Origin of the sequence: Pseudomonas sp. NPDC087615 (genome assembly GCF_044743445.1) — a bacterium.
Lineage (GTDB): Bacteria > Pseudomonadota > Gammaproteobacteria > Pseudomonadales > Pseudomonadaceae > Aquipseudomonas > Aquipseudomonas baetica_A.
Genome location: NZ_JBIUWM010000006.1, coordinates 18,005 through 44,054, shown reverse-complemented (window position 1 = coordinate 44,054; position 26,050 = coordinate 18,005). Strand labels below are relative to the sequence as shown.

Sequence of the window (26,050 nt, the reverse complement as noted above, 5' to 3'; positions counted from 1 at the left end):
GGATTCTCCATGGGCGCAAGCATTCTCACCGCGAAGAACCTCAGCAAAGTGGTTCCCAGCGCGGAAGGTGAACTGACTATCCTGCACGAACTCAGCCTGGAACTGAACAAGGGCGACAGCCTGGCCATCGTCGGCGCGTCCGGTTCCGGCAAATCCACCCTCCTCGGCCTGCTTGCCGGTCTCGATTTACCGAGCAGCGGTGAGGTCACCCTCGCCGGCCAGTGTCTGAGTAATCTCGACGAAGACCAGCGCGCACGGGTGCGTGCCGAACATGTGGGTTTCGTCTTTCAATCGTTTCAATTGCTCGACAGTCTCAACGCGCTGGAAAACGTCATGCTGCCGCTCGAACTTGATGGCCGTAAAGACGCCCGCGAGCGCGCCACTGAACTGCTGCAACGGGTCGGCCTCGGTGAGCGTCTGACTCACTCGCCGCGCCAACTCTCCGGCGGCGAACAACAGCGCGTGGCGATTGCCCGAGCCTTTGCCGCCGAGCCTGACGTGCTGTTCGCCGACGAACCCACCGGCAACCTCGACAGCCACACGGGCGAGCGCATCAGCGATTTGCTGTTCGAATTGAACAAGGAGCGCGGCACCACACTGGTGCTGGTGACCCACGACGAACGCCTGGCCCATCGCTGCCGGCGCCTGATCCGACTTGAAGCCGGGCTGTTGGTCGCCCCTCTGGAGCCTTGATGGCACGCCTGCCGCTGCTGCGACTGTTCAGTCTCGCCATCCGTCAACTCATGCGCGATGCCCGCGCCGGGGAACTGCGGGTGTTGTTCTTCGCCTTGGTGGTTGCCGTAGCGGCAAGTACCGCCATCGGCTATTTCGGCGCCCGCCTCAATGGCGCCATGATGCTGCGCGCTACCGAGTTTCTCGGCGCCGACCTGGTACTGGAAGGCAGCTCACCGGCCCGCCTGGAACAAATCAGGACCGGCACCGAATTACGCCTTGATCACGCGCAGGTCGTGGAATTTTCCAGTGTCATCGCGACTGACAACGGCATTCAGTTGTCGAGCATCAAAGCGGTCGACCGCGCCTATCCATTGCGCGGCGAACTGAAAAGCGCCCCGGCGCCCTTCGCCACGCAAGAGCCCGGCGGCGAACCACAGCCCGGCGAGGCCTGGGTCGAGTCACGCCTGCTGACCGCGCTGGACCTGAAGATCGGCGACAGCATCGACGTCGGCATGAAACCCCTGAAGCTCACACGGGTACTGACTTACGAACCGGACAGAGCCGGTAACTTTTATAGCCTGACGCCACGCGTGCTGATCAACCTCGACGATCTCGCCGCGACCGGCGTGGTGCAGCCCGGTAGCCGAGTGAGCTATCGCGAACTGTGGCGCGGCGAACCGCAAGCACTGGAAACCTATCGACAACTGATCAAGCCAGGGCTGGCGGCGAATCAGCGAATTCAAGATGCCCGCGATGGCAATCGGCAGATTGGCGGCGCGCTGGGCAAGGCCGAGCGCTATCTGAACATGGCCAGTCTGGTTGCGGTGCTGCTGGCTGGCGTGGCGGTGGCGTTGTCGGCGAACCGTTTTGCCAGTCGTCGTTTCGATGCCAGTGCATTGCTGCGCTGCCTCGGCTTGTCGCGACGGGAAACCATGCTGCTGTTCAGTATTCAACTGACGGCACTTGGGCTGTTCGCCGCCCTCAGTGGTGCGTTACTCGGTTGGCTGGCGCAACTGGGCTTGTTCGCGCTGTTGCATGATCTGCTGCCGAGTGATGTTCCGCCAGGTGGCCTGTTTCCGGCCCTTGCCGGGATCGCGACCGGGCTGGTGGCACTGGCCGGGTTCGCTCTGCCGCCACTGGCGGCGTTGGGACGAGTGCCGCCACTGCGAGTCTTGCGCCGCGACATGCTCCCGATCCCGTCGAGCACCTGGATGGTCTATGGCGCGGCGCTCGGCGCGCTGGGCCTGATCATGTGGCGCCTGAGCCTTGATCTGTTGCTGACGTTTGCCTTGCTCGGCGGTGGCGTGGTCGCCGCATTGGTGTTGGGTGGCTTGCTTTTGTTGTTGCTCAAAAGCCTGAGGCGCATGCTCGCCCGCGCTTCTTTGCCGTGGCGTCTGGGCCTGGGTCAATTGCTGCGTCATCCGCTCGCAGCAGCCGGCCAATCGCTGGCATTCGGGCTGATCCTGCTGTCCATGGCCTTGATCGCCCTGCTGCGTGGTGAACTGCTCGATACTTGGCAAAATCAACTGCCGAAAAATGCGCCCAACTATTTTGCCCTGAACATTTTGCCGGCGAACAAACAGGCCTTTACCGATCACCTGATCAACGTATCAGCGCAAGCGGCGCCACTGTATCCGGTGGTGCCAGGGCGCCTGATCAGCATCAATGGCGAAGCGGTGCAGCAGATCGTCAGCAAGGACTCTGCTGGCGACCGTGCCATTCAACGCGACTTGAGCCTGACCTGGGCCGCCGACTTGCCGCCCGGCAATAAGCTCACCGCCGGGTCGTGGTGGACTGAACAGCCCACTGACGATGTTCCCGGGGTGTCGGTGGAAGGCAAAGTCGCCGAGAGCCTCAAGCTCAAACTCGGCGATCACATGGTGTTCAGCGTTGGCGGGGTCAATCGAGAAGCTAAGGTCACCAGCCTGCGCGAGATCAACTGGGACAATTTCCAGCCGAACTTCTTCATGATCTTCCAGCCCGGCACATTGAAGGATCTGCCGGCGACCTACCTGACCAGCTTCTATCTGGCGCCTGGACACGACCAGCAGATCGTCGATCTGTCGCGGGCCTTCCCGGCTGTGACCATTCTTCAGGTCGAAGCCCTGCTCGAACAACTGCGCAGCATCCTTGCTCAGGTCACACTGGCTGTGGAGTACGTGTTGTTGTTTGTGTTAGCTGCGGGAATGGCGGTGCTGTTTTCCGGGTTGCAGGCAACGCTGGATGAGCGTATTCGCCAAGGTGCATTGCTGCGAGCACTGGGCGCGGAGCGGCAGTTGCTGATCAAGGCACGTCGCATTGAGTTCGGTTTGCTCGGCGCGGTCAGCGGACTGCTCGCGGCCATTGGTTCGGAAGCGGTGAGCCTGGTGCTGTATCGCTACGCCTTCGATCTGCCGTGGCATCCGCACCCATGGCTGCTGGTGCTGCCGCTGATTGGCGCGGCGCTGATCGGGGGCGCGGGCGTATTCGGTACACGTCGGGCACTCAACGCAAGTCCGCTGACAGTGTTGCGCGAGGGTTGATAGACTCCAGCCGTCTAACTCACAAGAAGCTGCCATGAGCCGTTATCGCCCTCCCCGTACCGCCGGCACCGCGCTGATCACACCCGAAGGTGAAGCGCGGATGCGCGCTGAATTCCATGAACTGTGGCATGTGCGCCGTCCACAGGTCACGCAGTCGGTCAGCGAGGCGGCGGCTCAGGGTGATCGCTCGGAGAACGCTGAATACACCTACGGCAAAAAGATGCTGCGCGAGATCGACAGCCGTGTGCGCTTTCTCACCAAACGGCTGGAAGCGTTGAAGGTTGTCAGCGAAAAGCCCAGCGACCCGAACAAGGTCTACTTCGGCGCTTGGGTAACCATCGAAGACGAGGACGGCAAGCAATCACGCTACCGCATCGTCGGCCCGGATGAACTGGATTTGAAACTGGGCCTGATCAGCATCGACTCGCCGCTGGCCCGCGCCCTGATCGGCAAGGCGCTCGACGCAGAAGTGCGGGTACAGACGCCGACTGGCGAACAGTTCGTGTACATCGTGGCAATCGACTACCCCTGAAAACCCTAGCGACGGGTAATCAAGCCTTGCCGTGCGACGCGGACCAGTTGCGTGATCATGTGCGGCACGTCTTCCTGGCTCGGCGCCTGAATCACGGCCAGATCAAAACTGTCAGTGGCAAACCGTGCCAGCGACTCGCCGTCCTCGACAAACTGGATCAGAAACGCGGCGGGGCCGCCGCTGCGACGTGGCCAGCCATCGAGATAACGCAACAGCGTCGGCTGATGTTTGCCACCAAGCAGGATTTTTGGATTGCGTTGGGTGATATGTGCCGTGATCGGCGCGGGACGTGCTGGAGGGCGTAGTGCATTCATCGTGTCGTGTCTCTGCCTCAAAAGTCTGCGTGGCAGGTGAGAGGCAACACCGAACCAGCGCTTTAGCGGTATTTCGAAGCCCTGTTCCGGCTTCTGACGGCAACTGTTGTAGTCACCTGGCGCCCCGCAAGTAGCTGTTTAAATCGGCGCATGAGCAGCATCCTAGAGAACGTGACCGATCAGTGTCAAGAATCAGCCGCAACAAAAAAGGCTCGCACAATGCGAGCCTTAGGCGTGAGTCAGAGCGCTCAACCGGCGATGGCGCGATCCACCGAGAGCTTGCCAGCACCTTCGATCAGAACGGCAAGGCTGCCACCGAGCAACGCCAGCGCGAACTCGTAACCATTGTTGGCCATGAACAGACCGTTGCTGATGTGCACGGTGAAGATCGCAACCAGCGACAGGAACGTCAGGCCCAGCGCCGCCGGACGAACCAGCAGGCCGATGATCAAGGCCAGGCCGGCGAAGAACTCGGTACCGCCGGCCAGCGTGGCCATCACATACCCAGGCGTCAGACCGAGGCTTTCCATGTACTGCGCAGTGCCAGCCAGACCGTAACCGCCGAACAGACCGAAGAGTTTCTGCGAGCCGTGGGCGGCGAAGATCACGCCGACAGCGATGCGCAGTAGGGTCAAGCCGTAGCCTGCGCGGGTGAACAGAACCTTGTTGATCAGAGAGCTCATGGGGCATTCCTTGTTTTGCGAGAAGTGTGTGTGGATTGGCCGCTATATTAATCAGTAAATTCTATGTTAAAAGCGCAAATATTTCGCCATAACAATCGATTTATTAGATTATTTGCGTGAGACAACTTTCTGCCCACCGGGCTCCAACGATTCCCGCTCCCGGTCGAACGCCAAGTAATACTTGTTCACGCTATTAACATAGCTGACCGGCCCCATTCCTACCTGCTCCATGGCAATGCGCTCGACCTGAAAGAACCACTGATCAGGATTTAGCCCCCGCCGCCGGGCCTCGGCACGCATACCCTGGACCCGCTCCGGCCCGATGTTGTAAGCCGCCAGCGTGAACGCCATGCGCTCGCGCTCATTGAGCTTGGGGCTGGCGAAGAACTTGCGGCGGATCATCGCCAGGTATTTGGCCCCGGCCTGCACATTCGCATCGAGATTCTGAATATTGTTCACACCGACCCGTCGCGCTGCGGACGGGGTGATCTGCATCAGCCCGGTCGGGCCACTGCCGCTGCGGGCATTGGGCTGCAGGCGCGACTCTTTGAATGCCAACGCTGCCAGGTTCAGCCAGTCCATGTTTTGCGCCGCAGCATGCTTTTGCAGCACGGGGCGCAATTTCTCCAGACGCTGACGGTCAGCCTTGGCCAATGGATAGTGGACTCTATACAGACGGCGATAGATGCGCAGAAACGCTACGTCTTCGTTCGACGGTTTCTTGTAACCGCTGAGGAAGCGATCAATGCTCGCCCGCAGCATGGATGCATCCCGGCGTACGAACCAGTATTCCTCGCCAGGATCGCCGACCCTCAGTTGCCGATCAACGCGCAGCCTGGGCAGGATCTTGCCCCAGCGCTCGGCAATCGGTTGCTCGACGATGGTCAGGTGAAAGATGCCGCCCTGGACCATTTCCAGTACATCCTCGACCGCCAGTGTCGGATCGACCCATTCAATCTTGATCGGTGCCAGCTTATGCAGCGCCAGTTTCTGATTGAGTTGGCTGACCGCTTCCCCCGCCGCGCTGCCGGTGGGCAGGGCGAGGGTTTTGCCGGCGAGTTGCTCAAGCTTTGTGTAGCGCCGCTCGCCCTTGATGCCGACCAGCACCAGCGGCACGTTGCTGGCTATCGGCTCACTGCTGGCGACCGCACGGCCAGGTTGCAAATCAAGCAATTCACCGGGCGCAACTAGATCACCCTCACCGCGCTGCAAGGCACCGAGCAGTTGATCCTTGGCTTTAGGAATGATCTTGAGGGTGATTTCCTGGCCGTCACGCGCATGGCCGTTGAGGTATTGCTCGAAGGCGCGCAGGCGATGGTATTCGATGCCGATGGCCTGACCCTGGACTTCGCCGGAGCTGTTACGGCTCTGGTTGACCAGCACCCGCAGCACGCGACTGCTGCGAATCTCGGACAAGTCCCGCACCTTGGCGGCCGGCACGGCTTGCAGCGGCCCGGGCAGGCGCGCTACCGCCGTCATCGGCAGCAGTAGCGATCCACACAACAGCAGCAAAACCGAGGGACGAATCATCCACTCTCCGAAAAGAATACGGGGCGATTTCACCGCTGAGAGGTCAAAATCACCGACGAAAACAGAGCGCCTGGAGCGCAGGCAAAGTGCGAGAGAGTGGCACAGTAGTGGCCACCATACCAACACTAGCCGTCTAGTGGCCTCAACAGACAGTCATAAGCCGTTGTAGTTCTTGGCTTTTATGATGAATCTACAGCTCTGGTATGCTTTCCGGCCTTCGGCCCGAGGTAGCAACCATGCAACTCATCGATATCGGCGTCAACCTGACCAACCCAAGTTTCGCCGACAAACACCAGGCCGTACTCGACCGCGCCTACACCGCCGGGGTCTGCCAACTGGTGCTGACCGGCACCAGTGTGGAGGGGAGCGAACAGGCACTGGAACTGTGCCAGCAACTGGATGACAGTGGGCAACGGCTGTTCGCCACCGCCGGGATTCACCCCCACTCAGCCAGTGACTGGAATGCCGACAGCGCCCGGCGCCTGCGCAGCCTGCTCAAAGAAGACAACGTGGTCGCCGTGGGCGAATGCGGGCTGGATTTCAACCGCGATTTCTCACCGCGCACCCAACAGGAAAAAGTCCTCGAAGAACATCTGGCAATGGCCGTTGAGCTGCAATTGCCGGTATTCCTGCATGAACGCGACGCCAGTGTGCGCCTGCTGGAGATACTCAAAGACTTCCGCGATCAACTACCTGCGGCCGTGGTGCATTGCTTTACCGGCGAGCAAAAGGCGTTGTACAGCTACCTCGATCTGGATCTGCATATCGGCATCACGGGCTGGATTTGCGACGAGCGCCGGGGCACGCACTTGCATCCATTAGTCAAAGAGATCAAGCGCGGCCGGCTGATGCTGGAAAGCGATGCGCCTTACTTGCTACCGCGCACCCTGCGCCCGAAACCGAAGAATGGCCGCAATGAACCAGCGTACCTGAGCGAAGTGCTGCGCGAAGTGGCGTTGCATCGGAGTGAAACCGAGGAAGATCTCGCCGCGCACTCGACCGCTTGTGCCCGGGCATTCTTCAACCTCCCCTCCCTCCCCTGACACACATAACAACCATTGTGGGAGCGGGCTTGCTCGCGAAAGCGCTGAGTCAGATAAATAAATAGCGACTGACACAACGCTTTTGCGAGTACAGCCGGACAGCATCGGCTGTTGACGCACATCAAGATCTGCAGAGCTGCATAGCGGCACAATGCTGGCACCTTGCCAATGCTGTTTCCGCTATCAGAGAAAACCTCCATGGGTGCCTGGCTTAGCAATATCTCGCTGAAATACAAATTCTGGGCGGTCAACGCGGTCGCCTTTGTCACCACCCTGCTGCTGGTGTTGTACGCCGTGCAACTCGAACAGCAGGCCCGCAGTCACGCGTCGCAAGCGTCGGCGCAAGCCCAGGCGCAACTGCTCAAGGCCTGGCCGGCCGGGCAGGCGCTGCCCAAGACTGATCAGGTGCTGACGTTTAAACGCGGCGAAGCCCCACGTCTCAATGACCAACCACTGCTGGAGATCACCGACAACAACGGCTGGAACGAGATCAACCACCTGCCACTGTTCGGCGACAACCCGTTGATGGGCGCCGAAGTGTTCAGCCGTGCCGACGGCCAGCAAATAGCAGTCATCGCCTACGGCCCAAGCCTGACGCAAGTGTTCGGCGAGCGCTTCGCCAACTATGCCGTGGCGGTGTTCATCCTGATGCTGGCGATGCTCGGCGCTTCGCAGTTGCTGATCCGCTTCCTGCTCAGCCAGCTCAACACGTTGAAAGACGTGATGTTGCACGTCGAGAAAAGCGGCGATCTTTCAGCCCGTGTACCGCTGGCCGGAAAGGATGAGGTCGGGCAGATGGCCAACGCGTTCAACGCGATGCAGGCCGGTTATCAGCGCGTCGTCACCACCGTTGCCAACACTGCGCAGCAACTGGATGTCGGCGCTGCGCGTCTGGCGTCGAGCATGAACGAAGTGCGCCACGGCATGCTCGGCCAGCAAAGCGAAACCGATCAGGCTGCCACCGCGATCAACGAGATGACTGCCACGGTTTATCACATCGCCCAGCACGCAGGCGCCACTCGCGATCTGTCGCAGACCGCCGACGGCCTGGCTGGTAGTGGTCAGCAAGTGGTTGCGCGGGTGCAGCATTCGATTGCCGGTCTGTCCAGCGGTGTACAACAGACCGCCGAGATGATCCAGCGCCTGGCCGAGGACAGTCAAAAGATCAACGGCGTGGTCAGCGTGATTCACAGCATCGCCGAGCAAACCAATCTGCTGGCGCTCAATGCCGCCATTGAGGCCGCCCGGGCCGGCGAAATGGGCCGTGGTTTTGCCGTGGTCGCCGATGAAGTTCGCAACCTCGCCAAACGGGTGCAGACCTCGACCGACGAGATCACCAGCATGGTTTGCGCTTTGCAGGCCGGCACGCGCGATGCGGTGGATTTCATGCAGGAGAGTTCGTACAAGGCCGACGACTGTGTGCAGCAAGCGCAGGAGGCTGGCGAAGCACTGGCGCATATCACCGGCGCAGTGGCGCAGATGCGTGAAAGCAATACGCAGATCGCCGTGGCGGCGGAGCAACAGAGCCAAGTGGCCGAGGACATGAATCGCGCAGTGGTCAGCATCCGTGATGTGACCGAAAACACCGTGCAGCAGACCGTGGATTCAGCGACGACCAGTAATGAGTTGGCGAAATTGGCTGGAGAGCTGAGCAAGGCGATTGGGCAGTTGAAACTCTGAGGGCTTCTTCGCGAGCAAGCTCGCTTCCACATTGAACTTGTGAACGACACAGTTCCCTGCGGGAGCGGGTTTGCTCGCGAAGGCGTCAGATCAACCAACATCGCATCCCAGCGTCGTCCCTATCGTGTCCATAGCCAACCTTGATTCGCCGCCCTTCCCACTCAGGCCTATGCTTCAACCCATGTGTTCAACATGGATCGAGGAGTAGTAAACATGGGCAAACGTCATCCCAACCTTCCCGCGTGGCAATGGCGCGCGTACCCGACCAATCAGCAGCAGTCGACCCACCAGGCGCTGCAACTGATTGCCGTACCTTTGTTTATCGTTGCGTTTCTTTTGATCGTGTCCGGGGTGTTCAGCCTGAGCTTGGCCAGCGTGGCCATTGGCGTGGTTGGTGTCGTTGCGGCACTGGGTTTGCAGCGCCGTAACCACAGCCTGGAGGCGTAAGCCCGCGTTGCGGGCTTCAGGCAAAAATCGTGACGGTCTGGCGGCTCATCGCGATCAGTTCCCCTTCAGCACTCCAGAGCTTGGCGGCGGCATGCCCGTAACCGTCGGCGGCGTACTCGGTTTCCACCCGATATTTGCACCAGTCCAGCGTGTTCACATCGCGCAACGGCTGCACGAATTCGACGGTCCAGGTCAGCGTACTGCCCGCCGCCACTGTCTTCAGGTGCGGTAACAATGACGGCGGCCACGCGTCCACCAGCGCCAGAATGTGCGATTCAGTGACAGGTTCGTCCTTCACATCGCCACGCAAACGCACCCAACCGCCCATGTCTCGCGATGGATTGCCCGTGAATGGCAGGCCACCCACACTCCAGCGCATCGCCAGATGGCGCATGAACTCAGGGGTCACACCTTTGATGTACGGCAGTTCCTGGCAGTCGTCCAAAGGCTTCATCTCTGGGGCAGGAAGGGCTGGCACGGCCACTTGCGATGCTCGCGAGGCGCCGAAGCTGCCTTGCACCAGCGTCACCACCTGACCGTTCTGCATGGCCCGGCCCAACACCTGGCTGACGGCTTTACCTTCGCGCAGCACATCGACTTGAAAAGTCACCGGTACTTCGGGCTCGACCGGACCAACAAACGTGATCGCCAACGAACGCACCGGGCGATCGGCAGGCACCTTTGCGCGCATGGCTTCGTATTGCAGCGCGGCAACCAGACCACCGAAACTGGCGCGGCCCTGCGCCCATTCGGCTGGGATGGTCAGTTCCGGTTCGCGGCGGACCGCTTCGAGCAAATCGCAAAAGCGCATGGCAACCTCAGAAAACGAAAAGTGAATGCAGGGATCTTAACCAGCCAGGCAGAGCGCCGCAGCGTCTATTCCGGTCAAATAGACTGACATCTCGGACATGATGAAGCCCACTCCCAAAGTGGATGTATTTAGGACTGAGGATTATTTGAAGCAGGTTGAACTGAGTTTTTCGAGTACGCGATCGGCCTTGCTTTCGGCTTTGATCATGGTCGCCCGCCACGTCGCGACGCAGGGCTGCAGATCCGCTTCCTGTTCGGCTTTTGCCAGCCACTGCCAGCAATCGTGCCAATCGCCCAAGGCGCCTTGCGCCGACTTCAATCGCGCCAGCGCCGCTTGCGGCAAACGGTCCAGTTCAGGGTAGGCTTCGATGCCATAGCGCACACGCTTGATCAGCAAGCGCAAGCGATGACGGTCGTGGGCCGGATCGTGCAGCGCCTCATCGAGTTTTTCCCATTGCTTGCCGAGGCGTTTTTCGATGCGCTTTTCCAGCCCCTTGAGCAACCCCTGACGCTGGGACGCACGCAGAAAACGCGGGAACGCGTCGAGAATCATCAGCAGCGAAGCCACCTCGCTGCTCGCCGCCAGCGTCGGATAGGCCTCGGCCATCTGTGCCATGCGCCGTTGCGCGGCTTCGGGTTGATCGTGCTGGAGCAAGTACGCCGCCAACACCTCGCGGTCGCGCCACGGAGTGGTCAATTGACCGACGGCCGAGGCAGCGCCCTCAAGTTGCTCGACACCCGGCAAGCCACGCAAGGGTCGCAACAGACTGCGCAAGCGGCGCACCGTCGTGCGCAAATCGTGTAACGCCTCGGGATCGGTCCGCGCAGTCAACCGCGCCTGACAGGCCAGCAGTCGCACTTCCAGGCTCAGAACATGGGCCACCAACCGGCCAACCAACGCTGACATCACTTGCTCCTGATTCAAATGGCTCGGGGGAAGCGCCTGCCGACATGGCAAAACCACCTCCCTGCGCTATGTCAGCAGCTTAGCGCCCGGCGCGGGATTCGCGAATGTAGAAACGGGCCTTCTCGGCTTTCTTGCTGCAACCCTCAAAACCCTCGAATTGTTGTTGGGTCTTGGCCGCCGTCAGCAGCGACAGGGCTTTGGAGTAACTGACGGTACCGGCAAAGCCTTCGGCCTTGGCCAAGTCCAGCTCATGCCATGCGGTGTCGAGCTGGCTGCCGCAACTGTCGCGGTAAGCGGTTTTACCGGCGCAACCGGCCAATGCCAAAGCAATCAACGGAACACAGATCCAGGCTTTCATCACTCACACCTCAACGTTAGGTCAACAGTCGTGCAGTTAAGACGGTCAGGCAGCGAAAAAGTGCCTTACCGGCATATGAAACCGCGCGGATGAAGAGGATAGCGCCAGAGGGGCACACCGCCGTAAAAAACGACGCTCCCGGCGCACTGAACGACCTTGGCGATTGAGCCGCCCGCTCGATGAGTGCATTGTGGCCCCCTGTCCGGAGGAAGTTTGATGAAAAAGCGTGTCGCACTCGTACTGGGCTCCGGTGGTGCCCGGGGCTATGCCCATATCGGCGTCATTGAAGAAATCGAGAAGCGCGGCTACGAAATCGCCTGCATTGCCGGGTGTTCGATGGGTGCCGTGGTCGGCGGGATCTACGCCGCCGGCAAACTCGACGAATATCGCAACTGGATCGAAAGCCTGGATTACCTCGACGTGCTGCGGCTCGTGGATGTGAGTTTTCGGCTGGGAGCGATTCGTGGCGAGAAAGTCTTCGGCCAGATCCGCAAGATCGTCGGCGAAATCAACATCGAAGACCTGCGCATTCCCTACACCGCCGTCGCCGCCGACCTCACCAATCAACAGGAAATCTGGTTCCAGGAAGGCTGCCTTCACCAGGCCATGCGCGCCTCAGCGGCGATTCCCAGCCTGTTCACCCCAGTGATGCAGGGCAACCGCATGCTGGTGGATGGCGGGATTCTCAATCCGCTGCCGATCGTGCCGGTGGTGTCCAGCCACTGTGATCTGATCATCGCGGTCAATCTCAACTCGACCAACCAGCGGCATTACAAATTGCCGGTGATCCAGCGTCCGCCGGCGTTTCGCTCGCGCTTCGACAGCTTGATCAGTTCGCTGGGGTCGAAGATGCCGTTCCGTCGCACCCAGGCCGAGCAATTACTGCGCCTGGAACAGGAAGCCCTGAGGGCCGAAGCGGCGGACATCAATCCGTGGCTCGAAGGTGTCGAACCCGAAGCCCAACAACCCGCTGCCGCCCCCGAACGCGAAGGCGCACCGAAATCCGCGACCGGCTCGTTCATCATCGATAACGTCGGGCCAGCATCATTGCTGGACTTGATCAACCAGAGCTTCGAGGTGATGCAGACCTCGCTGGCGCAGTACAAGATCGCCGGGTACCCACCGGATATCCTGATCAACGTACCGAAGCGGGTTTGCCGGTTTTTCGAGTTCTACAAAGCGCCGGAGTTGATCGCACTGGGCAGAGAAATTGCTCGGGATACGCTGGATCGATATGACAGCGAGCAGGGATGAGCGCACCGACGCAGCTGCAATGCATGGTTCAGGGGACTGGTTACCAGCTCCCTGAACAGCGTTCACTCACCGAAAGCAAACCGTTACAGGTTTCTGCCCAGGGAATCAAAAACATGACCCGTGTCATTTGTCTGCTCGACACCGGTTTTCATGTTTTTCGTGTACACATTGTTCCCCGTTTCAATGGGATATGGAGGCGCAGGCTCTGGCTTATCAGCAGATCCCGTCGTCGACCAGAACTGCCCATCGTTCAACGGCCACGCATAGCCAAAGCGCTGATGAAGAATCCTCAACTCATTGATATCTGCCAACCTGACTCTTTCGCGGTTCGCATCGCTTTGTAAGTTGCTCAATCGCCCCGCGCCAAAAGAGAAATAGCGATAACCGTTAGGAATGCTCAAAACGTAGCTTTTCTCCTGCCCTGTCGCATCTGAAGCCGTCACTCTGACCTGACCCGCGCTGAGTGCGGTGACAAGACCCTGATCATCAACATGTGCAATGCGTGGGTCGCCAACCTTGTAGGTGTACGGTTCTTTGCCGCCGGTAGGCTTGCGCTGAAAAATCGTATCCGGAGATGCTTGAGGCATCAAACCAGAATGAGCCTGCAAAGAATGAGCTGATCCTGTTATGGAAGCATCAGATTCATCCATTTCAAATTTTTTTAGGCCGTCCATAGGTGCTCCGCTGTACGCTGGTTGAGTTCATCACCGATTCGCACACGGTTTGAGTGTGGCGAGTTCGACAAGAAGAACCTACAACCGGCAATGGACAATTGGCACCTGATAGAAATGACAGTCCCGATGAATGGCATAGGGGAGAATACGCTCAGCTTTTACTCAGCAACCTTCACTAGCGATTGAGCCCTCCCGCTCCAGCAACCGATAACCCACTCCCGCCTCCGTCACGATAAACCGCGGCCGCGTCGGATCATCTGCCAGTTTCTGGCGTAAATGCCCGACGACAATCCGCAGATAATGACTGTCCTCGGTGTGCGTCGGCCCCCAGATATCCTTGAGCAATTGCTGCTGGGTGATCACCCGCCCCGGATGCCGCGCCAGTTGCGCCAGCACTGCGTATTCCTTGCGGGTCAGCGCCACTTCGACGCCGTCGAGCAATACGCGCCGGTAGGCCAGATCCACCGTCAGCGGGCCGAAACTCAGCGCGGCCTGCTGCACCTCTCCCGCTGGCGCCTGACGCAACAATGCACGCACCCGGGCGAGAAACTCCTGAATGCCGAACGGCTTGGTCACGTAGTCATTGGCGCCACCATCCAGCGCCTGGACTTTCTGCCCTTCACTGGCGCGCACCGACAGCACCAGCACCGGCGTCGTCGCCCACTCACGAAACTCGCACAGCACTTGCTGGCCGTCCATGTCCGGCAGGCCGAGGTCGAGCACCAGCAGATCGGGTTTGTTCAGCGCCGCCTGCGCCAACCCCTCGGCGCCGGTGCCGGCCTCCAGCACTTTGTAGCCTTGGGAAGCCAGGCTGATGCGCAGGAATTTGCGGATCTGCGGTTCGTCGTCGATGACCAAAATGGTCGCGGTCTGGCTCATGAATTCACATCAACACAAAGGATTGGCGAGAGAGTAGCGCAGTCGGATTCAGGCTTCACTGTCCATCCCCGGTTGCGTCTGCAGCGGCAGGTGCAAGGTGATGCAGGTGCCGCGTCCATCGATACCGTCGGCAACGCTGATGCGCCCGCCATGAGCGCCGACCATGCCCTGACAAATCGCCAACCCCAGACCGGTGCCCTGCCCGCCCCGATCACCGCGGGCGGCGGTGTAGAACATGTCGAAAATCTTCGCCCGCTCGTCTTCGGGAATACCCGGCCCTTCATCGCTGACCGAGAAGAAAATCTCGTCGTCATTCGCCCCCGCACTCAGTTGCAAGCGACCGTGGCTTGGCGAGAACCGTGCGGCGTTTTCCAGCACATTGACCAGTGCCTGCTCGATCAGCGCGGCATGCACAAACAGTAGCGGCAACTCGGACGGCACATCGGTACTGACCTGCAACGGCGCCAGCACGGCGCGCAGACGATTGAGCGAACTGCCGACGATGTCGGCCGGCGACACCCAGTCCCGCGCCAGTTTCAACGCACCATGGCCCAGACGCGTCATGTCCAGCAGGTTCTGGATGTAGCGGTCGAGGCGTTCGGCTTCATCGCGAGTGCCTTCGAGCAGTTCGCGGCGATCCTCCAGCGGGATCGCTTCGCCCAGTGCCAGCAGGCTGTCGATGCTGCCGCGCATGGACGTCAGCGGCGTGCGCAGGTCGTGGGACACCGAGGCCAGCAGCGCACTGCGCAATTGTTCGGTTTCGCCGTGCAAGCGCGCCGCTTCAAGATCGTCGGCCAATTGCGCCCGGGCCAACGCTTGCGCCAGCGGTTGACTCAACGCCGTCAGCAAGCGCCGCCGCTGCCCGCTCAACGTTTGGCCTTCTTTGGCGCAGACACCGAGCAACGCCAAGGGGCCGTCCTCGACGGAAAGCGGCCACCACCACCAGCGCCCGAGCGGCAAGGTGCCAGTGCCCATGCCGGCCGGTTGATCGTGCTGCCAGGCCCAATCGGCGGCAGCGCGTTCGGACTCAGTCAATTCGAGCGGGGCGCCGGTTTCGACTTTCCAGACGCCCTGCCCGTTGCGATTGAGCAGGCACAGTTGCAAATCGCTCCAGCCATTGAGGTGCTGCGCGGCGGCGTTAACCACCGCTTGGCGATCGGTGGCGGCGGTCAGTTTGCGCGACAGGTCGAGCAGCTCGCTGGTCTCTTCCTGAGTGTCGCGCAACGCCTGCAACTGTCGACGCTGACGCGCCGCGAGGTTGCCGGTGAGCGCCGCCATCAACAGGAAGAACAGCAACGTCAGGACGTCTTCTTCACGCTGAATACTGAAAGAGAAATTCGGCGGTATGAATAGAAAGTCATAGGTCAGAAACGACAGCGCCGCACAGGCCAGCGCCGGGCCAAGGCTGCTGCGCACTGCCACCAACAACACCGCCGCGAGGAACACCAGCGAGATGTTCGGCAGCGCCAACACACTCGACACCGCCCACGCCAAGGCACTGGCCAACACCGTCGCCAACAGCGCCAGCGCATAGTCGAACCAGACCCATGTCGGCGCTGATCGCAAGCGTGGTTGATGCTGTTGCTGATCGCTGTCGAGGACGTTGATTTCCAGGCCAGGGGCCTGACGCAACAACCGGGCGGCCAGTCCTCCACCAAACAAGCGACGACGCAGACGCGGGCGGGACTGGCCAACCAGCAACAGACTCGCACGCCGCTCGGCGGCATGCTGGATCAGGGTTTTCGCCACCTCACCGGCACGCAGCAACACCACCTCACCGCCCAGGCGTTCGGCCAACTGCTGAGCACTTTGCAGGCGCAAGCGCGATTGCTCGTCGCGCACACCGCCGTTGTCGATGTGCACCAGACTCCACGGCAAATGCCGACGTTGCGCGACCCGACTGGCGTGACGCACCAAGCGTTCAGCCTGCGTATCGCCATCGACGCCCACCAGCAAACGACCGCGAACCGCCGGGGCGGCCTGGCCGAGTTGGCGATAGCCTTGGGCAAGATCGTTATCGACTTGCGCCGCAGCGGTTTGCATGGCCAATTCGCGCAACGCGGTGAGGTTGGTCTGGGTGAAAAATGCATCGATGGCGGCCCGCGCCTGCTCCGGCACGTAGACCTTGCCTTCGCGCAGACGTTCGAGCAACTCACGCGGCGGCAAGTCGATCAGCAGCAGTTCATAGGCCTCTTGCAGTACCCAGTCCGGCAAGGTTTCGCGCACCTGCACGCCGGTGATGCCGCGCACTTGATCGTTGAGGCTTTCCAGGTGCTGGACGTTGACCGTGGTGAACACGTCGATGCCGGCGGCGAGCAGTTCCTGAATGTCTTGCCAGCGTTTGGTATGACGGCTGCCAGGGGCGTTGCTGTGGGCCAGTTCATCGACCAGCACCAGTTTCGGTTTGGCCGCAAGCAGGCCATCGAGGTCCATTTCTTCGAGCATCACGCCACGGTATTCCGAGCGCACCAACGGTTGCTGCGGCAGCCCGCCGAGCAGCGCTTCGGTTTCAGCGCGACCGTGGGTCTCGACGACACCGGCAATGACTTTCACGCCTTGGCGCAGTTGGGTGTGGGCGGCCTGGAGCATGGCGTAGGTCTTGCCAACGCCGGGGGCGGCGCCGAGGAAAACCTTGAGCCGGCCACGGCCGTCGCGGGGCAGATCTGCTAACAGCGCGTCGGCGCGGCCGGAGTCACTCATGCTTGATGCTCTCTCTTCCTGATAGTTATGCGGTGACTGTTGTGGCCTCTTCGCGAGCAAGCCCGCTCCCACAGGTTCAGTGTTGCACTTGTGGGAGCGAGCCTGCTCGCGAATGGCCGCGCCGCCGGTTCAGAGTTTTTCCAGTGCCATGTTCAATTCCAGCACGTTCACCACCGGCGACCCCACCAGCGGCTGTTCGATGTGCGCATCGAGCAGTTGCTGCACGGTCGCTACCGGCAGGTTGCGTGCTGCCGCGACACGCGCCAGTTGATAGGCAATTGCCGCCGGTGGCAAGTGCGGATCGAGGCCGCTGCCGGAGGTGGTCAGCAGCGCCAGCGGCACCGGGCCTTGCCCTGGAACTTGCAGCTTGTTGGCGTCGTCGATCACCCGGCTGGCGAGTGCCGGATTGCTCGGGGCCAGGTTGCTTGCGCTGCTGGAAACCGTCGCAAACGCACCCGCCGAAGGACGCGGATGAAACCAGGCATCGCCAACAAAATCCTGGGCAATCAGTGACGAGCCACGGACTTTGCCTTCAGCGTCGTGTACCAGACTGCCGTTGGCCTGATCGGGGAACGCAACGTGCGCGACACCGGTCACCACCAGTGGATAGGCAACGCCAGTGACCAGGGTCATCAGCACCAGCAGGCTCAGGGCCGGACGTATCATTGTGGACATTTCAAAATCCTCGAATTCAAAAAGCAGATACCGCGTTAATCAGTTGGACCGTGTCGAGTTCATCGCCAGCAGGCTGGCTCCCACAGGGGAACGCACTTCAAATGTATGAGCGAGCCTGCTCGCTATGGCGTCAAACCAGATGCAACGCCGTGAGCAACATGTCGATGGCTTTGATCGCCACAAACGGCACCACAATCCCGCCCAATCCATAGATCAACAGATTGCGCCGCAGCAACGCCGCCGCACTCGCCGCCTGCACACGAACGCCACGCAATGCCAGCGGAATCAGCACCACAATGATCAAGGCGTTAAACACAATGGCCGACAGAATCGCGCTCTGCGGGCTGGTCAGGTGCATGATGTTCAGCACGCCCAGTTGCGGATAAATCGAGGCGAACAGCGCCGGCAGAATCGCGAAGTACTTGGCCACGTCATTGGCGATGGAAAAGGTCGTCAGCGCACCGCGTGTCACCAGCAATTCCTTGCCGATCTGCACCACGTCCAAGAGCTTGGTCGGGTCGCTGTCGAGATCGACCATGTTGGCCGCTTCCCGCGCCGCTTGCGTACCGTCGTTCATCGCCATTCCCACGTCAGCCTGCGCCAGTGCCGGGGCGTCGTTGGCGCCGTCGCCGCACATCGCGACCAGACGACCGTCGTTCTGCTCGTGACGAATACGCGCCAGTTTTTTCTCCGGGGTGGCTTCGGCAAGCACGTCATCAACGCCCGCTTCAGCCGCGATGGCCGCAGCGGTCAGCGGGTTATCACCGGTGACCATGACCGTGCGAATGCCCAACTTGCGCAGTTCGGCAAAGCGCTCGCGAATGCCCGGCTTGACCACGTCCTTGAGATGGATCGCGCCAAGCAGCCTGCCGTCGACGCAAACCAGCAACGGCGTACCGCCGCTCTGGGCGATCTTGTCGATTTCCCGCGACAGGGCCGGGGCCAGATCGGAGCGTTGTTGCCCGAGGAAACTCAGCAGCGAATCGACCGCACCTTTGCGATACACGCGGCCCTGATAATCGACACCGGACAAGCGGGTTTCGGCGCTGAACGGCACGGCGGTCAGGGTTTCCGGGGCCGGCTCAGGCTGCGGATGCAGGCCACGCAGGTACTCAACGATGGACTTGCCTTCGGCGGTTTCGTCCGCCAACGAGGCGAACAGTGCGCCTTCGGCCAGATCGCGAGCACTGACGCCTGGCGCTGCATACACCGCGCTGCAACGACGGTTGCCGAAGGTGATGGTGCCGGTCTTGTCGAGCAGCAGCACATGCACATCGCCTGCCGCTTCGACTGCTCGGCCGGACTTGGCGATCACGTTCAACCGCACCAGACGATCCATCCCGGCGATACCGATGGCCGAGAGCAAACCGCCGATGGTGGTCGGAATCAATGTGACCAGCAGCGCCACCAGGAACACCAGTGGCAGGCTGCCGTGGGCGAAGTGAGCGAACGGCTGTAGGGTCACCACCACCAACAGGAAGATCAGGGTGAGGCCGATCAGCAGGATGTCCAACGCCACTTCGTTCGGCGTCTTCTGGCGCTTGGCGCCTTCGACCAGTGCGATCATGCGGTCGAGGGTCGATTCACCGGGGTTGGCGGTGATCTCCACCAGCAGCCAGTCGGACACCAATCGAGTGTTGCCGGTGACGGCTGAGCGGTCGCCGCCGGACTCGCGAATCACCGGGGCCGATTCACCGGTAATTGCCGCTTCGTTGACTGCGGCGATCCCTTCGATGACTTCGCCGTCGCCGGGGATCATCTCCCCCGCATCGACGCGCACCACATCGCCTTTGCGCAGGCTGGTGGCCGGGACGACCTGAAAGCTGCCATCGGCCTGTTTGCGCCGGGCGCTGAGGCCTTCGCTGCCGGCCTTGAGGCTGTCGGCGCGGGCCTTGCCGCGACCTTCAGCCAAGGCTTCGGCGAAGTTGGCGAACAGCACGGTGAACCACAGCCACAGGGCGATCTGCGCGGCAACGAAGGTCGGCACCTGACTGTCTGGAATGAAGCACAGCACGGTGGTGAAAATGGCGGTCAGTTCGACCACCAGCATCACCGGCGAACGCGCCAACTGCCGAGGGTCGAGCTTGACAAAGGCTTGCACCAGCGCCGGGCGCCACAGGGCCGAGATCGCGGTTTTCGCTTGTTCCGGTGCTTTGACGGCAACGGGTTTGATTGCGGGCATATTCATCATTGACTCCTCAGCTCCCTATACCAAAGGCAGCCATGCTCAAATGTTCGGCGATTGGGCCCAATGCGAGGGTCGGCAAGAAGGTCAGGCCGCCCACCAGCAAAATGGTCACGGTCAACAGGGTCACGAACAGCAGGCCATGAGTCGGGAAGCTGTTCTGGCTAATCGGTGCGGTCTTCTTCATCGCCAGGCTGCCAGCCAGTGCCAGCACCGGGAGGATGTAACCGAAGCGGCCGAGCAACATGCCGAAGCCCAGCATCAGGTTGTGATACGGGGTGTTGGCACCGAAGCCTGCGAACGCCGAACCGTTGTTCGCGCTGGCCGAGGTGTAGGCGTAGAGCAACTGGCTGAAACCGTGTGGCCCGGGGTTCGTCACTGCGGCCACCGGACCTGGCAGGCTCGCGGCAATCGCACCGAGCACCAGCACGCCAATCGGCATCACCAGCAACGTGACCACCAACAACTGCACTTCGCGCGCCTGGAGTTTTTTACCCAGATATTCCGGTGTGCGGCCAATCATCAGGCCGGCGAGGAACACCGCGATCAGCACGTTGAGCAACATGCCGTAGAGACCCGCACCGACACCGCCGAAGATCACTTCGCCGACCATCATGTTGACCAGCGCAACCATGCCGCTGAGCGGGTTGAGACTGTCATGCATACCGTTGACCGAACCGTTCGACGCGGCGGTGGTGGTTACCGACCACAGCACCGTGGCGGTGGTGCCAAAGCGCGCTTCCTTGCCTTCGAGCGGTGCGGTCTGTTCGACGGCGACGTTGTTCAGCGCAGGATTGGGTTGGTACTCGGCCCACAGCGAAGTCGCGCCGCCGATCAGAAACAGAGCGAGCATGCAGGCGATGATCGCGCGGCTCTGACGCAGGTCTTTGACGTAGTGGCCGAAGGTAAAGACCAGCGCTGCCGGAATCAAAATGATCGAAGACACCTCGAACAAGTTGCTCCAGGCGCTCGGGTTCTCGAACGGGTGCGCCGAGTTGACGCCGAAGAAACCGCCACCGTTGGTGCCCAGTTGCTTGATCGCAATCTGGCTGGCGGCCGGGCCGAGCGGGATCACTTGATCAACGCCTTGCAGGGTCACCGCATTCACGTAATGCGCGAAAGTCTGCGGCACGCCTTGCCAGACCAGAAACAGCGCCAGCAGCAGGCACAGTGGCAGCAGGCCGTAGAGGGTGGCGCGGGTCATGTCGACCCAGAAGTTGCCGAGGGTTTTCGCCGACTTGCGACCGATACCACGGCACAGCGCCACCAGCACGGCCAGGCCGGTGGCGGCGCTGACGAAGTTCTGCACGGTCAGGCCAACCATCTGACTCAGGTAGCTCAGAGACGCTTCGCCGCTGTAGGACTGCCAGTTGGTATTGGTCATGAAACTGACCGCGGTGTTGAACGCTTGCGTCCATTCCATGCCCGGCAGGTTCTGCGGGTTCAGCGGCAGATGATCCTGGAACAACAGGAGCGAGAACAGCACAAGGAAACCGGCCAGGTTGAACGCCAGCAGCGCCAGCGCGTACTTCTGCCAGCTCTGTTCATCCTGCGGATTGACCCCGGCCACGCGAAAACAGCCGCGCTCGACCGGGCCAAGAATCGGCGTCAACCAGGTGCGCTGGCCTTCCATCACTTTGTAGTAGAAGCGCCCGAGAAACGGCGCCGGCAGCAAGACCACCGCGAAAAACGCGAGGATCAGCCAATAGTCATAACTGTGCATAGCCGCTCCTAGTTCCGATCCGCGCGCAACAGCGCAACCAACAGATAAGTGAACAGCCCCACTGCCAAAAACAGTGACACCCCGTCCAGAACGCTCATGGAAGATCTCCGTGTTACGGCGTATTGCCGTGTGTGCAGGCATTGTCGGAAAGGAGGCTGTAAAGGAACGAGAGCGAGGGGGTTGGCTGGGCATAAAGAAAGCGTAAAGAGTGGGTTTATGCGTTCGTTACAGCGCTGTTTTGTGGCGTCTGGGCAGGCCTCATCGCGGGCAAGCCCGGCTCCCACAGGTTTCGCGCTGGAATCAAACTCTGCGGACGACGCAAAAACCTGTGGGAGCGGGCTTGCCCGCGATGACGGCAGCACAAACGACACCGCACCCAACTGGCGCACAAAAATGTGCCCATCAGTAATGAACATCTTGGATAACGACAGCTTTCAGCCTATTGCGACATGTTCCGGCGCAATGGCACGCCCACTGCACACACCCTCCCCCGAGCTTTCCAAACCGTTCAGGGAGCAAACACATGAACACACAACTCAAACCCACGCTGGGCACCCTGCACCTGTGGGGCATTGCCGTCGGGCTGGTGATTTCCGGCGAATACTTCGGCTGGAGTTATGGCTGGGGCGTCGCCGGGACACTGGGCTTTCTGGTGACCTCGTTCATGGTCGCGACCATGTACACCTGCTTCATCTTCAGCTTCACCGAACTGACCACTGCGATTCCCCACGCGGGCGGACCGTTTGCCTATAGCCGCCGTGCCTTCGGCGAAAAAGGTGGATTGATCGCCGGGCTGGCGACGCTGATCGAATTCGTCTTCGCGCCGCCGGCAATTGCCTTGGCCATCGGCGCCTACCTGAATGTGCAGTTTCCGGCGCTCGATCCGAAACACGCGGCGGTTGGTGCGTATATCGTCTTTATGGGGTTGAACATTCTCGGCGTGAAGCTGGCAGCGACCTTCGAACTGATCGTCTGCGTACTGGCCGTCGCCGAACTGCTGGTGTTCATGGGCGTGGTCGCGCCAGCGTTCAGCTTCAGTAATTTCGCGCTCAATGGCTGGGCCGGCTCGGATGTGTTTGGTGCGCCCGCGATTGCCGGCATGTTCGCTGCCATCCCGTTCGCGATCTGGTTCTTCCTCGCCATCGAAGGCGCGGCGATGGCTGCCGAAGAAGCCAAGGACCCGAAACGCACGATTCCCAAGGCGTACATCAGCGGCATCCTGACCCTGGTGTTATTGGCCATGGGCGTGATGTTCTTCGCGGGTGGCGTGGGTGACTGGCGCACGCTGGCGAACATCAACGACCCGCTGCCGCAAGCGATGAAAGCGGTGGTCGGCGACAATTCCGGTTGGCTGCACATGCTGGTGTGGATCGGCCTGTTCGGGCTGGTGGCGATTTTCCACGGGATCATCCTCGGCTACTCGCGCCAGTTCTTCGCCCTTGCCCGCGCCGGTTATCTGCCTGCTTCACTAGCCAAACTGTCGCGTTTCCAGACCCCGCACCGCGCCATCATTGTCGGCGGCATCATTGGCATCGCCGCGATCTACAGCGACGGCCTGATCAACCTCGGCGGCATGACCCTCACGGCGGCGATGATCACCATGGCCGTATTCGGCGCCATCGTGATGTACATCATGAGCATGCTTAGCCTGTTCAAACTGCGTAAATCCGAGCCGAATCTGGAGCGCACCTTTCGCGCGCCATGCTATCCGCTGGTGCCAATGATCGCACTGGTGCTCGCGGTGGTGTGCCTGGTGGCCATGGCGTGGTTCAACGCGCTGATCGGACTGATTTTCCTCGGCTTTATGGCGGTGGGTTTCGGCTACTTTCTGCTCACCGGACAGTTGCGTGCCAACGCGCCAGCCGATGCGATGTTGACCGGGCATTAAGGGACTTCGGGTACACCGGGCATAACAGGCCTAGAATGGAACCACTGCGAAGTCGCTTCGCTCCAATGTGGTATGCAGCATCGCACGGCGAAATCCTCGCCTGTCGATCTGCCCTTAAGGAGAGCCGTTATGCCTTGGTATGCCTGGTTGATTCTGGTTGTTGCAATCGGCTCGATCGTTGGCGGATTGATGATGTTGCGCGACACCGCCAACAAGGTCGAACTGACCGATGAAGAGCGTAAACGTGTTGCTGAGCGCAATGCCGAAGCGGACGCTAAAGAAGCGCAAGACCGCTGACAAAAACCCCGCCTGATTGGCGGGGTTGGTTTTTCAGCTCTGCACTGAACCTGTCTGCCGGTTTGATAGACGCAGAGGTCCAGCCACCTTTTTCATTGGTTTCCCGACGACATTAGCCCTGCCAGCGTTTGAACAGCACGCTCGCATTCACCCCACCAAAGCCAAACCCGTTGGACAATGCATACTCGATCGGCATCGAGCGCGCCTGACCATGGACGATGTCAACCCCTTCGCTGGCAGGATCGGGATTGTCGAAGTTGAGGGTGGGCGGTACCACTTGATCACGAATGGCCAACAGCGTGAAGATCGCTTCAAGCCCGCCCGCAGCGCCCAGCAAATGGCCCGTGGCGGATTTGGTCGAGGTCACGGCGATTTTATTCTGCACACCGAACAGCGCTTTAATTGCTGCCAACTCGCCTAGATCGCCGACCGGCGTGGAGGTAGCGTGAGCGTTCAGATGCTGGATCTGATCGGGCGTGACGCCAGCCTGAGCCATTGCCAACGCCATCGCCCTCCGCGCACCACTGCCATCTTCAGGCCCGGCCGTCAGGTGATAAGCATCGGCAGTCGTGCCGTAACCGACCAGTTCGGCCAAGGGTTTCGCGCCGCGAGCCAAGGCGTGTTCCAGAGACTCGATCACCAGCAGTCCGGCCCCCTCACCCATCACGAAACCATCACGACCGCTATCAAATGGACGTGAGGCGCGTTCAGGTGTGTCGTTATAGCCACTGGACAACGCCCGCGCCGCTGCGAAACCCGCAAGGCTGACCCGATCAATCGCCGCCTCTGCCCCGCCGCAAACGGCAATATCGGCCTCACCGGCTCGGATCAATCGAGCGGCGTCACCAATCGCTTGAACTCCGGCGGCGCACGCTGTCACCGGAGCGCCCAATGGACCTTTCAAACCATGCTGGATCGATACATGACCGGCAGCCAGATTGACCAGAAAGGAAGGAATGGTGAACGGCGACAGCCGGCGCGGGCCACGACTGTCGGTTGTGCGTACCGCGTCGGCAATGGCACCGAATCCGCCGACACCGGAACCGATAATGGTCGCGGTGCGCTCCTGATCCTTTTCCTCCGCCGGATGCCAACCGGCCTGCTCCAATGCCTGCCGTGCAGCCTCCATGGCGAACATGATGAAGCGGTCCATCTTCTTCTGTTCCTTGGGGGGCGTGGCGCGATCCGGATCGAACCCGGCCTCGGCGTCATCCTCCAGAGACGGCACAGCCCCACCGATTTTTGCCGGCAAATCAGCGACCACCGCTTCTGGCAAGCTGCGCAATCCCGAACGCCCGGCCAGCAGGCGCTGCCAGACAACTTCGACTCCGCTGCCCAAAGGTGAAACCAGGCCCATGCCCGTGACGACTACTCGACGCTGATTCATACCGCGTTTACCTCTGACCGATTCAGAAAAGCTTACTTGTAACGACTCGCTGCCGAACTGCGCGACAGGTTCGGTGCCATCACATGACGCGCGGCCACAAACGCCTGCCATTCGCCCGCATCCGGCAACGAAGGGATGGTGATGAGTTCGCCCTGATCCAGACCTGCCAGCGCGGCATCGACCATTTCGCCGGCCTCCATCACCATTTCTGCCGGGATGCCGCTGGCGTCAATACCCGAGCGTTCCCAGATTTCCGTGCGGGTAACGCCGGGCAGTACCGCTTGCACCTTGACCCCGGTACCGTCGAGTTCGGCATTCAGCGATTGGGTCAGGCTCAACACGTAAGCCTTGCTGGCGCTGTAAGTGGCGTTGAAACGTTCCGGGAACAACGCCACCACCGAGGCGATGTTGATGATCGTGCCGCGACCTGCCTTGGCAAAACTTGCGGCAGCGGCGGAGGCCAGTCGGGTGACCGTGGTGATATTGAGCTGGATCAAACGCTCCAGCTTATCCAGATCGGCATTGGCCAAAAGACCGTCGGCAGCAACACCAGCGTTGTTGACCAAAAGGGTGATGCTTGAATCACTGCGCAGGCGCTGCTCAAGTTTGAGCACATCATCTTTCTGTGTCAGATCCGCCTTGAGCACTTCGACCTGAACGCCATGCGCCTCGCGCAATTCGCTCGCGGCACTCTCCAGCCGCTCCTGATCACGGGCGACCAACAACAAATCGAACCCGCGCGCTGCCAACCGCTCAGCGTAAATCGCACCGATACCGGACGACGCACCGGTGACAAGAGCCGTACCTTGGGCTGCAAAAGAATTCATGACCGTACTCCTTAAATGCTTGAGGGATCGCTATCCGGATCTCGATGATGCAGATCGCAC

General features: G+C 60.8%; 23 protein-coding genes and 1 pseudogene. 9 read left to right on the top strand and 15 right to left on the bottom strand.

What is annotated here, in order from left to right; genetic code table 11:
- Positions 1 to 9: 9 nt before the first annotated feature.
- The 3 genes from ACIOU6_RS05075 to greB are packed head-to-tail and all read left to right on the top strand — an operon-like array spanning position 10 to position 3,729.
- Positions 10 to 693, top strand: coding sequence for an ABC transporter ATP-binding protein (locus tag ACIOU6_RS05075; protein WP_221729218.1), 684 nt, complete (start codon positions 10 to 12; stop codon positions 691 to 693).
- Positions 693 to 3,197, top strand: a complete 2,505-nt coding sequence (locus tag ACIOU6_RS05070; RefSeq protein ID WP_401134367.1) for an ABC transporter permease — start codon at positions 693 to 695, stop codon at positions 3,195 to 3,197. Before ACIOU6_RS05075 ends, ACIOU6_RS05070 begins: the two co-directional genes overlap by 1 nt.
- 34 nt (positions 3,198 to 3,231) lie before the next feature.
- Positions 3,232 to 3,729 (top strand): transcription elongation factor GreB, encoded by a 498-nt coding sequence (gene greB / locus ACIOU6_RS05065; protein WP_003226818.1) that lies wholly within the window; start codon positions 3,232 to 3,234, stop codon positions 3,727 to 3,729.
- 5 nt (positions 3,730 to 3,734) lie between these two features.
- On the opposite strand, the gene ACIOU6_RS05060 is transcribed toward greB, so the two are convergent.
- From ACIOU6_RS05060 to ACIOU6_RS05050, 3 genes are all read right to left on the bottom strand, one after another.
- On the bottom strand, positions 3,735 to 4,043 hold the full coding sequence (locus ACIOU6_RS05060) for a class I SAM-dependent methyltransferase (protein WP_339431177.1): 309 nt from the start codon (positions 4,041 to 4,043) through the stop codon (positions 3,735 to 3,737).
- 248 nt (positions 4,044 to 4,291) lie between these two features.
- Complete coding sequence (locus ACIOU6_RS05055) at positions 4,292 to 4,726, bottom strand: DoxX family protein (protein WP_221729222.1); 435 nt, start codon at positions 4,724 to 4,726, stop codon at positions 4,292 to 4,294.
- Positions 4,727 to 4,834: 108 nt separating this feature from the next.
- Positions 4,835 to 6,256 carry a transglycosylase SLT domain-containing protein gene (locus ACIOU6_RS05050; RefSeq protein WP_401134362.1) on the bottom strand — a complete coding sequence of 474 codons (1,422 nt, stop codon included), beginning with the start codon at positions 6,254 to 6,256 and terminating at the stop codon, positions 4,835 to 4,837.
- Between the two features lie 236 nt (positions 6,257 to 6,492).
- Between ACIOU6_RS05050 and ACIOU6_RS05045 the strand changes: the two genes are divergently transcribed.
- The 3 genes and pseudogenes from ACIOU6_RS05045 to ACIOU6_RS05035 all read left to right on the top strand — a co-directional run.
- Entirely contained in the window at positions 6,493 to 7,299 is an 807-nt protein-coding gene (locus ACIOU6_RS05045; protein ID WP_401134360.1) for a TatD family hydrolase, read from the top strand.
- A 198-nt stretch (positions 7,300 to 7,497) separates the two neighbouring features.
- Entirely contained in the window at positions 7,498 to 8,979 is a 1,482-nt protein-coding gene (locus ACIOU6_RS05040) for a methyl-accepting chemotaxis protein (RefSeq protein WP_401134357.1), read from the top strand.
- Positions 8,980 to 9,192: 213 nt separating this feature from the next.
- Positions 9,193 to 9,423: pseudogene (locus ACIOU6_RS05035) on the top strand (terminase); the annotation flags it as partial.
- Positions 9,424 to 9,442: 19 nt separating this feature from the next.
- On the opposite strand, the gene ACIOU6_RS05030 reads toward ACIOU6_RS05035, so the two are convergent.
- From ACIOU6_RS05030 to ACIOU6_RS05020, 3 genes are all read right to left on the bottom strand, one after another.
- Complete coding sequence (locus ACIOU6_RS05030; protein ID WP_401134354.1) at positions 9,443 to 10,237, bottom strand: acyl-CoA thioesterase; 795 nt, start codon at positions 10,235 to 10,237, stop codon at positions 9,443 to 9,445.
- Between the two features lie 141 nt (positions 10,238 to 10,378).
- Positions 10,379 to 11,143, bottom strand: a complete 765-nt coding sequence (locus ACIOU6_RS05025) for a CHAD domain-containing protein (RefSeq protein ID WP_221729227.1) — start codon at positions 11,141 to 11,143, stop codon at positions 10,379 to 10,381.
- A gap of 79 nt (positions 11,144 to 11,222) precedes the next feature.
- Entirely contained in the window at positions 11,223 to 11,501 is a 279-nt protein-coding gene (locus ACIOU6_RS05020) for a hypothetical protein (RefSeq protein ID WP_221729228.1), read from the bottom strand.
- A gap of 216 nt (positions 11,502 to 11,717) precedes the next feature.
- Here ACIOU6_RS05020 and ACIOU6_RS05015 point away from each other — a divergent pair, with 216 nt between their 5' ends.
- Positions 11,718 to 12,755: a patatin-like phospholipase family protein gene (locus tag ACIOU6_RS05015; protein ID WP_401134350.1), complete on the top strand. Its 1,038-nt coding sequence runs from the start codon at positions 11,718 to 11,720 to the stop codon at positions 12,753 to 12,755.
- Positions 12,756 to 12,838: 83 nt separating this feature from the next.
- Here the strand turns inward: ACIOU6_RS05015 and ACIOU6_RS05010 are convergent, their stop codons facing one another.
- The 7 genes from ACIOU6_RS05010 to kdpF form a co-directional block, all read right to left on the bottom strand.
- Positions 12,839 to 13,429, bottom strand: coding sequence for an Ig-like domain-containing protein (locus ACIOU6_RS05010; protein WP_401134347.1), 591 nt, complete (start codon positions 13,427 to 13,429; stop codon positions 12,839 to 12,841).
- A 162-nt stretch (positions 13,430 to 13,591) separates the two neighbouring features.
- Positions 13,592 to 14,308, bottom strand: coding sequence for a response regulator (locus tag ACIOU6_RS05005; RefSeq protein WP_401134345.1), 717 nt, complete (start codon positions 14,306 to 14,308; stop codon positions 13,592 to 13,594).
- Between the two features lie 48 nt (positions 14,309 to 14,356).
- The gene (locus ACIOU6_RS05000) at positions 14,357 to 17,008 is read right to left on the bottom strand and encodes a DUF4118 domain-containing protein (RefSeq protein ID WP_401134342.1); all 2,652 of its coding nucleotides are present in this window, start codon (positions 17,006 to 17,008) and stop codon (positions 14,357 to 14,359) included.
- 129 nt (positions 17,009 to 17,137) lie between these two features.
- The gene (kdpC, locus tag ACIOU6_RS04995; RefSeq protein ID WP_401134340.1) at positions 17,138 to 17,683 is read right to left on the bottom strand and encodes a potassium-transporting ATPase subunit KdpC; all 546 of its coding nucleotides are present in this window, start codon (positions 17,681 to 17,683) and stop codon (positions 17,138 to 17,140) included.
- Positions 17,684 to 17,813: 130 nt separating this feature from the next.
- Complete coding sequence (kdpB, locus tag ACIOU6_RS04990; RefSeq protein ID WP_401134337.1) at positions 17,814 to 19,871, bottom strand: potassium-transporting ATPase subunit KdpB; 2,058 nt, start codon at positions 19,869 to 19,871, stop codon at positions 17,814 to 17,816.
- Positions 19,872 to 19,881: 10 nt separating this feature from the next.
- Positions 19,882 to 21,591: a potassium-transporting ATPase subunit KdpA gene (kdpA, locus tag ACIOU6_RS04985; RefSeq protein WP_401134334.1), complete on the bottom strand. Its 1,710-nt coding sequence runs from the start codon at positions 21,589 to 21,591 to the stop codon at positions 19,882 to 19,884.
- Positions 21,592 to 21,599: 8 nt separating this feature from the next.
- Positions 21,600 to 21,689 (bottom strand): K(+)-transporting ATPase subunit F, encoded by a 90-nt coding sequence (gene kdpF, locus ACIOU6_RS04980; protein WP_221729235.1) that lies wholly within the window; start codon positions 21,687 to 21,689, stop codon positions 21,600 to 21,602.
- A gap of 425 nt (positions 21,690 to 22,114) precedes the next feature.
- Between kdpF and eat the strand changes: the two genes are divergently transcribed.
- Together eat and ACIOU6_RS04970 are read left to right on the top strand one after the other, a co-directional pair.
- The gene (eat, locus tag ACIOU6_RS04975; RefSeq protein WP_401134331.1) at positions 22,115 to 23,479 is read left to right on the top strand and encodes an ethanolamine permease; all 1,365 of its coding nucleotides are present in this window, start codon (positions 22,115 to 22,117) and stop codon (positions 23,477 to 23,479) included.
- Between the two features lie 129 nt (positions 23,480 to 23,608).
- Complete coding sequence (locus ACIOU6_RS04970; protein ID WP_064503201.1) at positions 23,609 to 23,776, top strand: DUF2897 family protein; 168 nt, start codon at positions 23,609 to 23,611, stop codon at positions 23,774 to 23,776.
- A 112-nt stretch (positions 23,777 to 23,888) separates the two neighbouring features.
- Here ACIOU6_RS04970 and fabF read toward each other — a convergent pair whose 3' ends face one another.
- Together fabF and ACIOU6_RS04960 are read right to left on the bottom strand one after the other, a co-directional pair.
- Positions 23,889 to 25,163, bottom strand: coding sequence for a beta-ketoacyl-ACP synthase II (gene fabF / locus ACIOU6_RS04965; protein WP_339431163.1), 1,275 nt, complete (start codon positions 25,161 to 25,163; stop codon positions 23,889 to 23,891).
- A 32-nt stretch (positions 25,164 to 25,195) separates the two neighbouring features.
- Positions 25,196 to 25,990, bottom strand: a complete 795-nt coding sequence (locus ACIOU6_RS04960) for an SDR family NAD(P)-dependent oxidoreductase (protein ID WP_401134328.1) — start codon at positions 25,988 to 25,990, stop codon at positions 25,196 to 25,198.
- Positions 25,991 to 26,050: the final 60 nt, after the last annotated feature.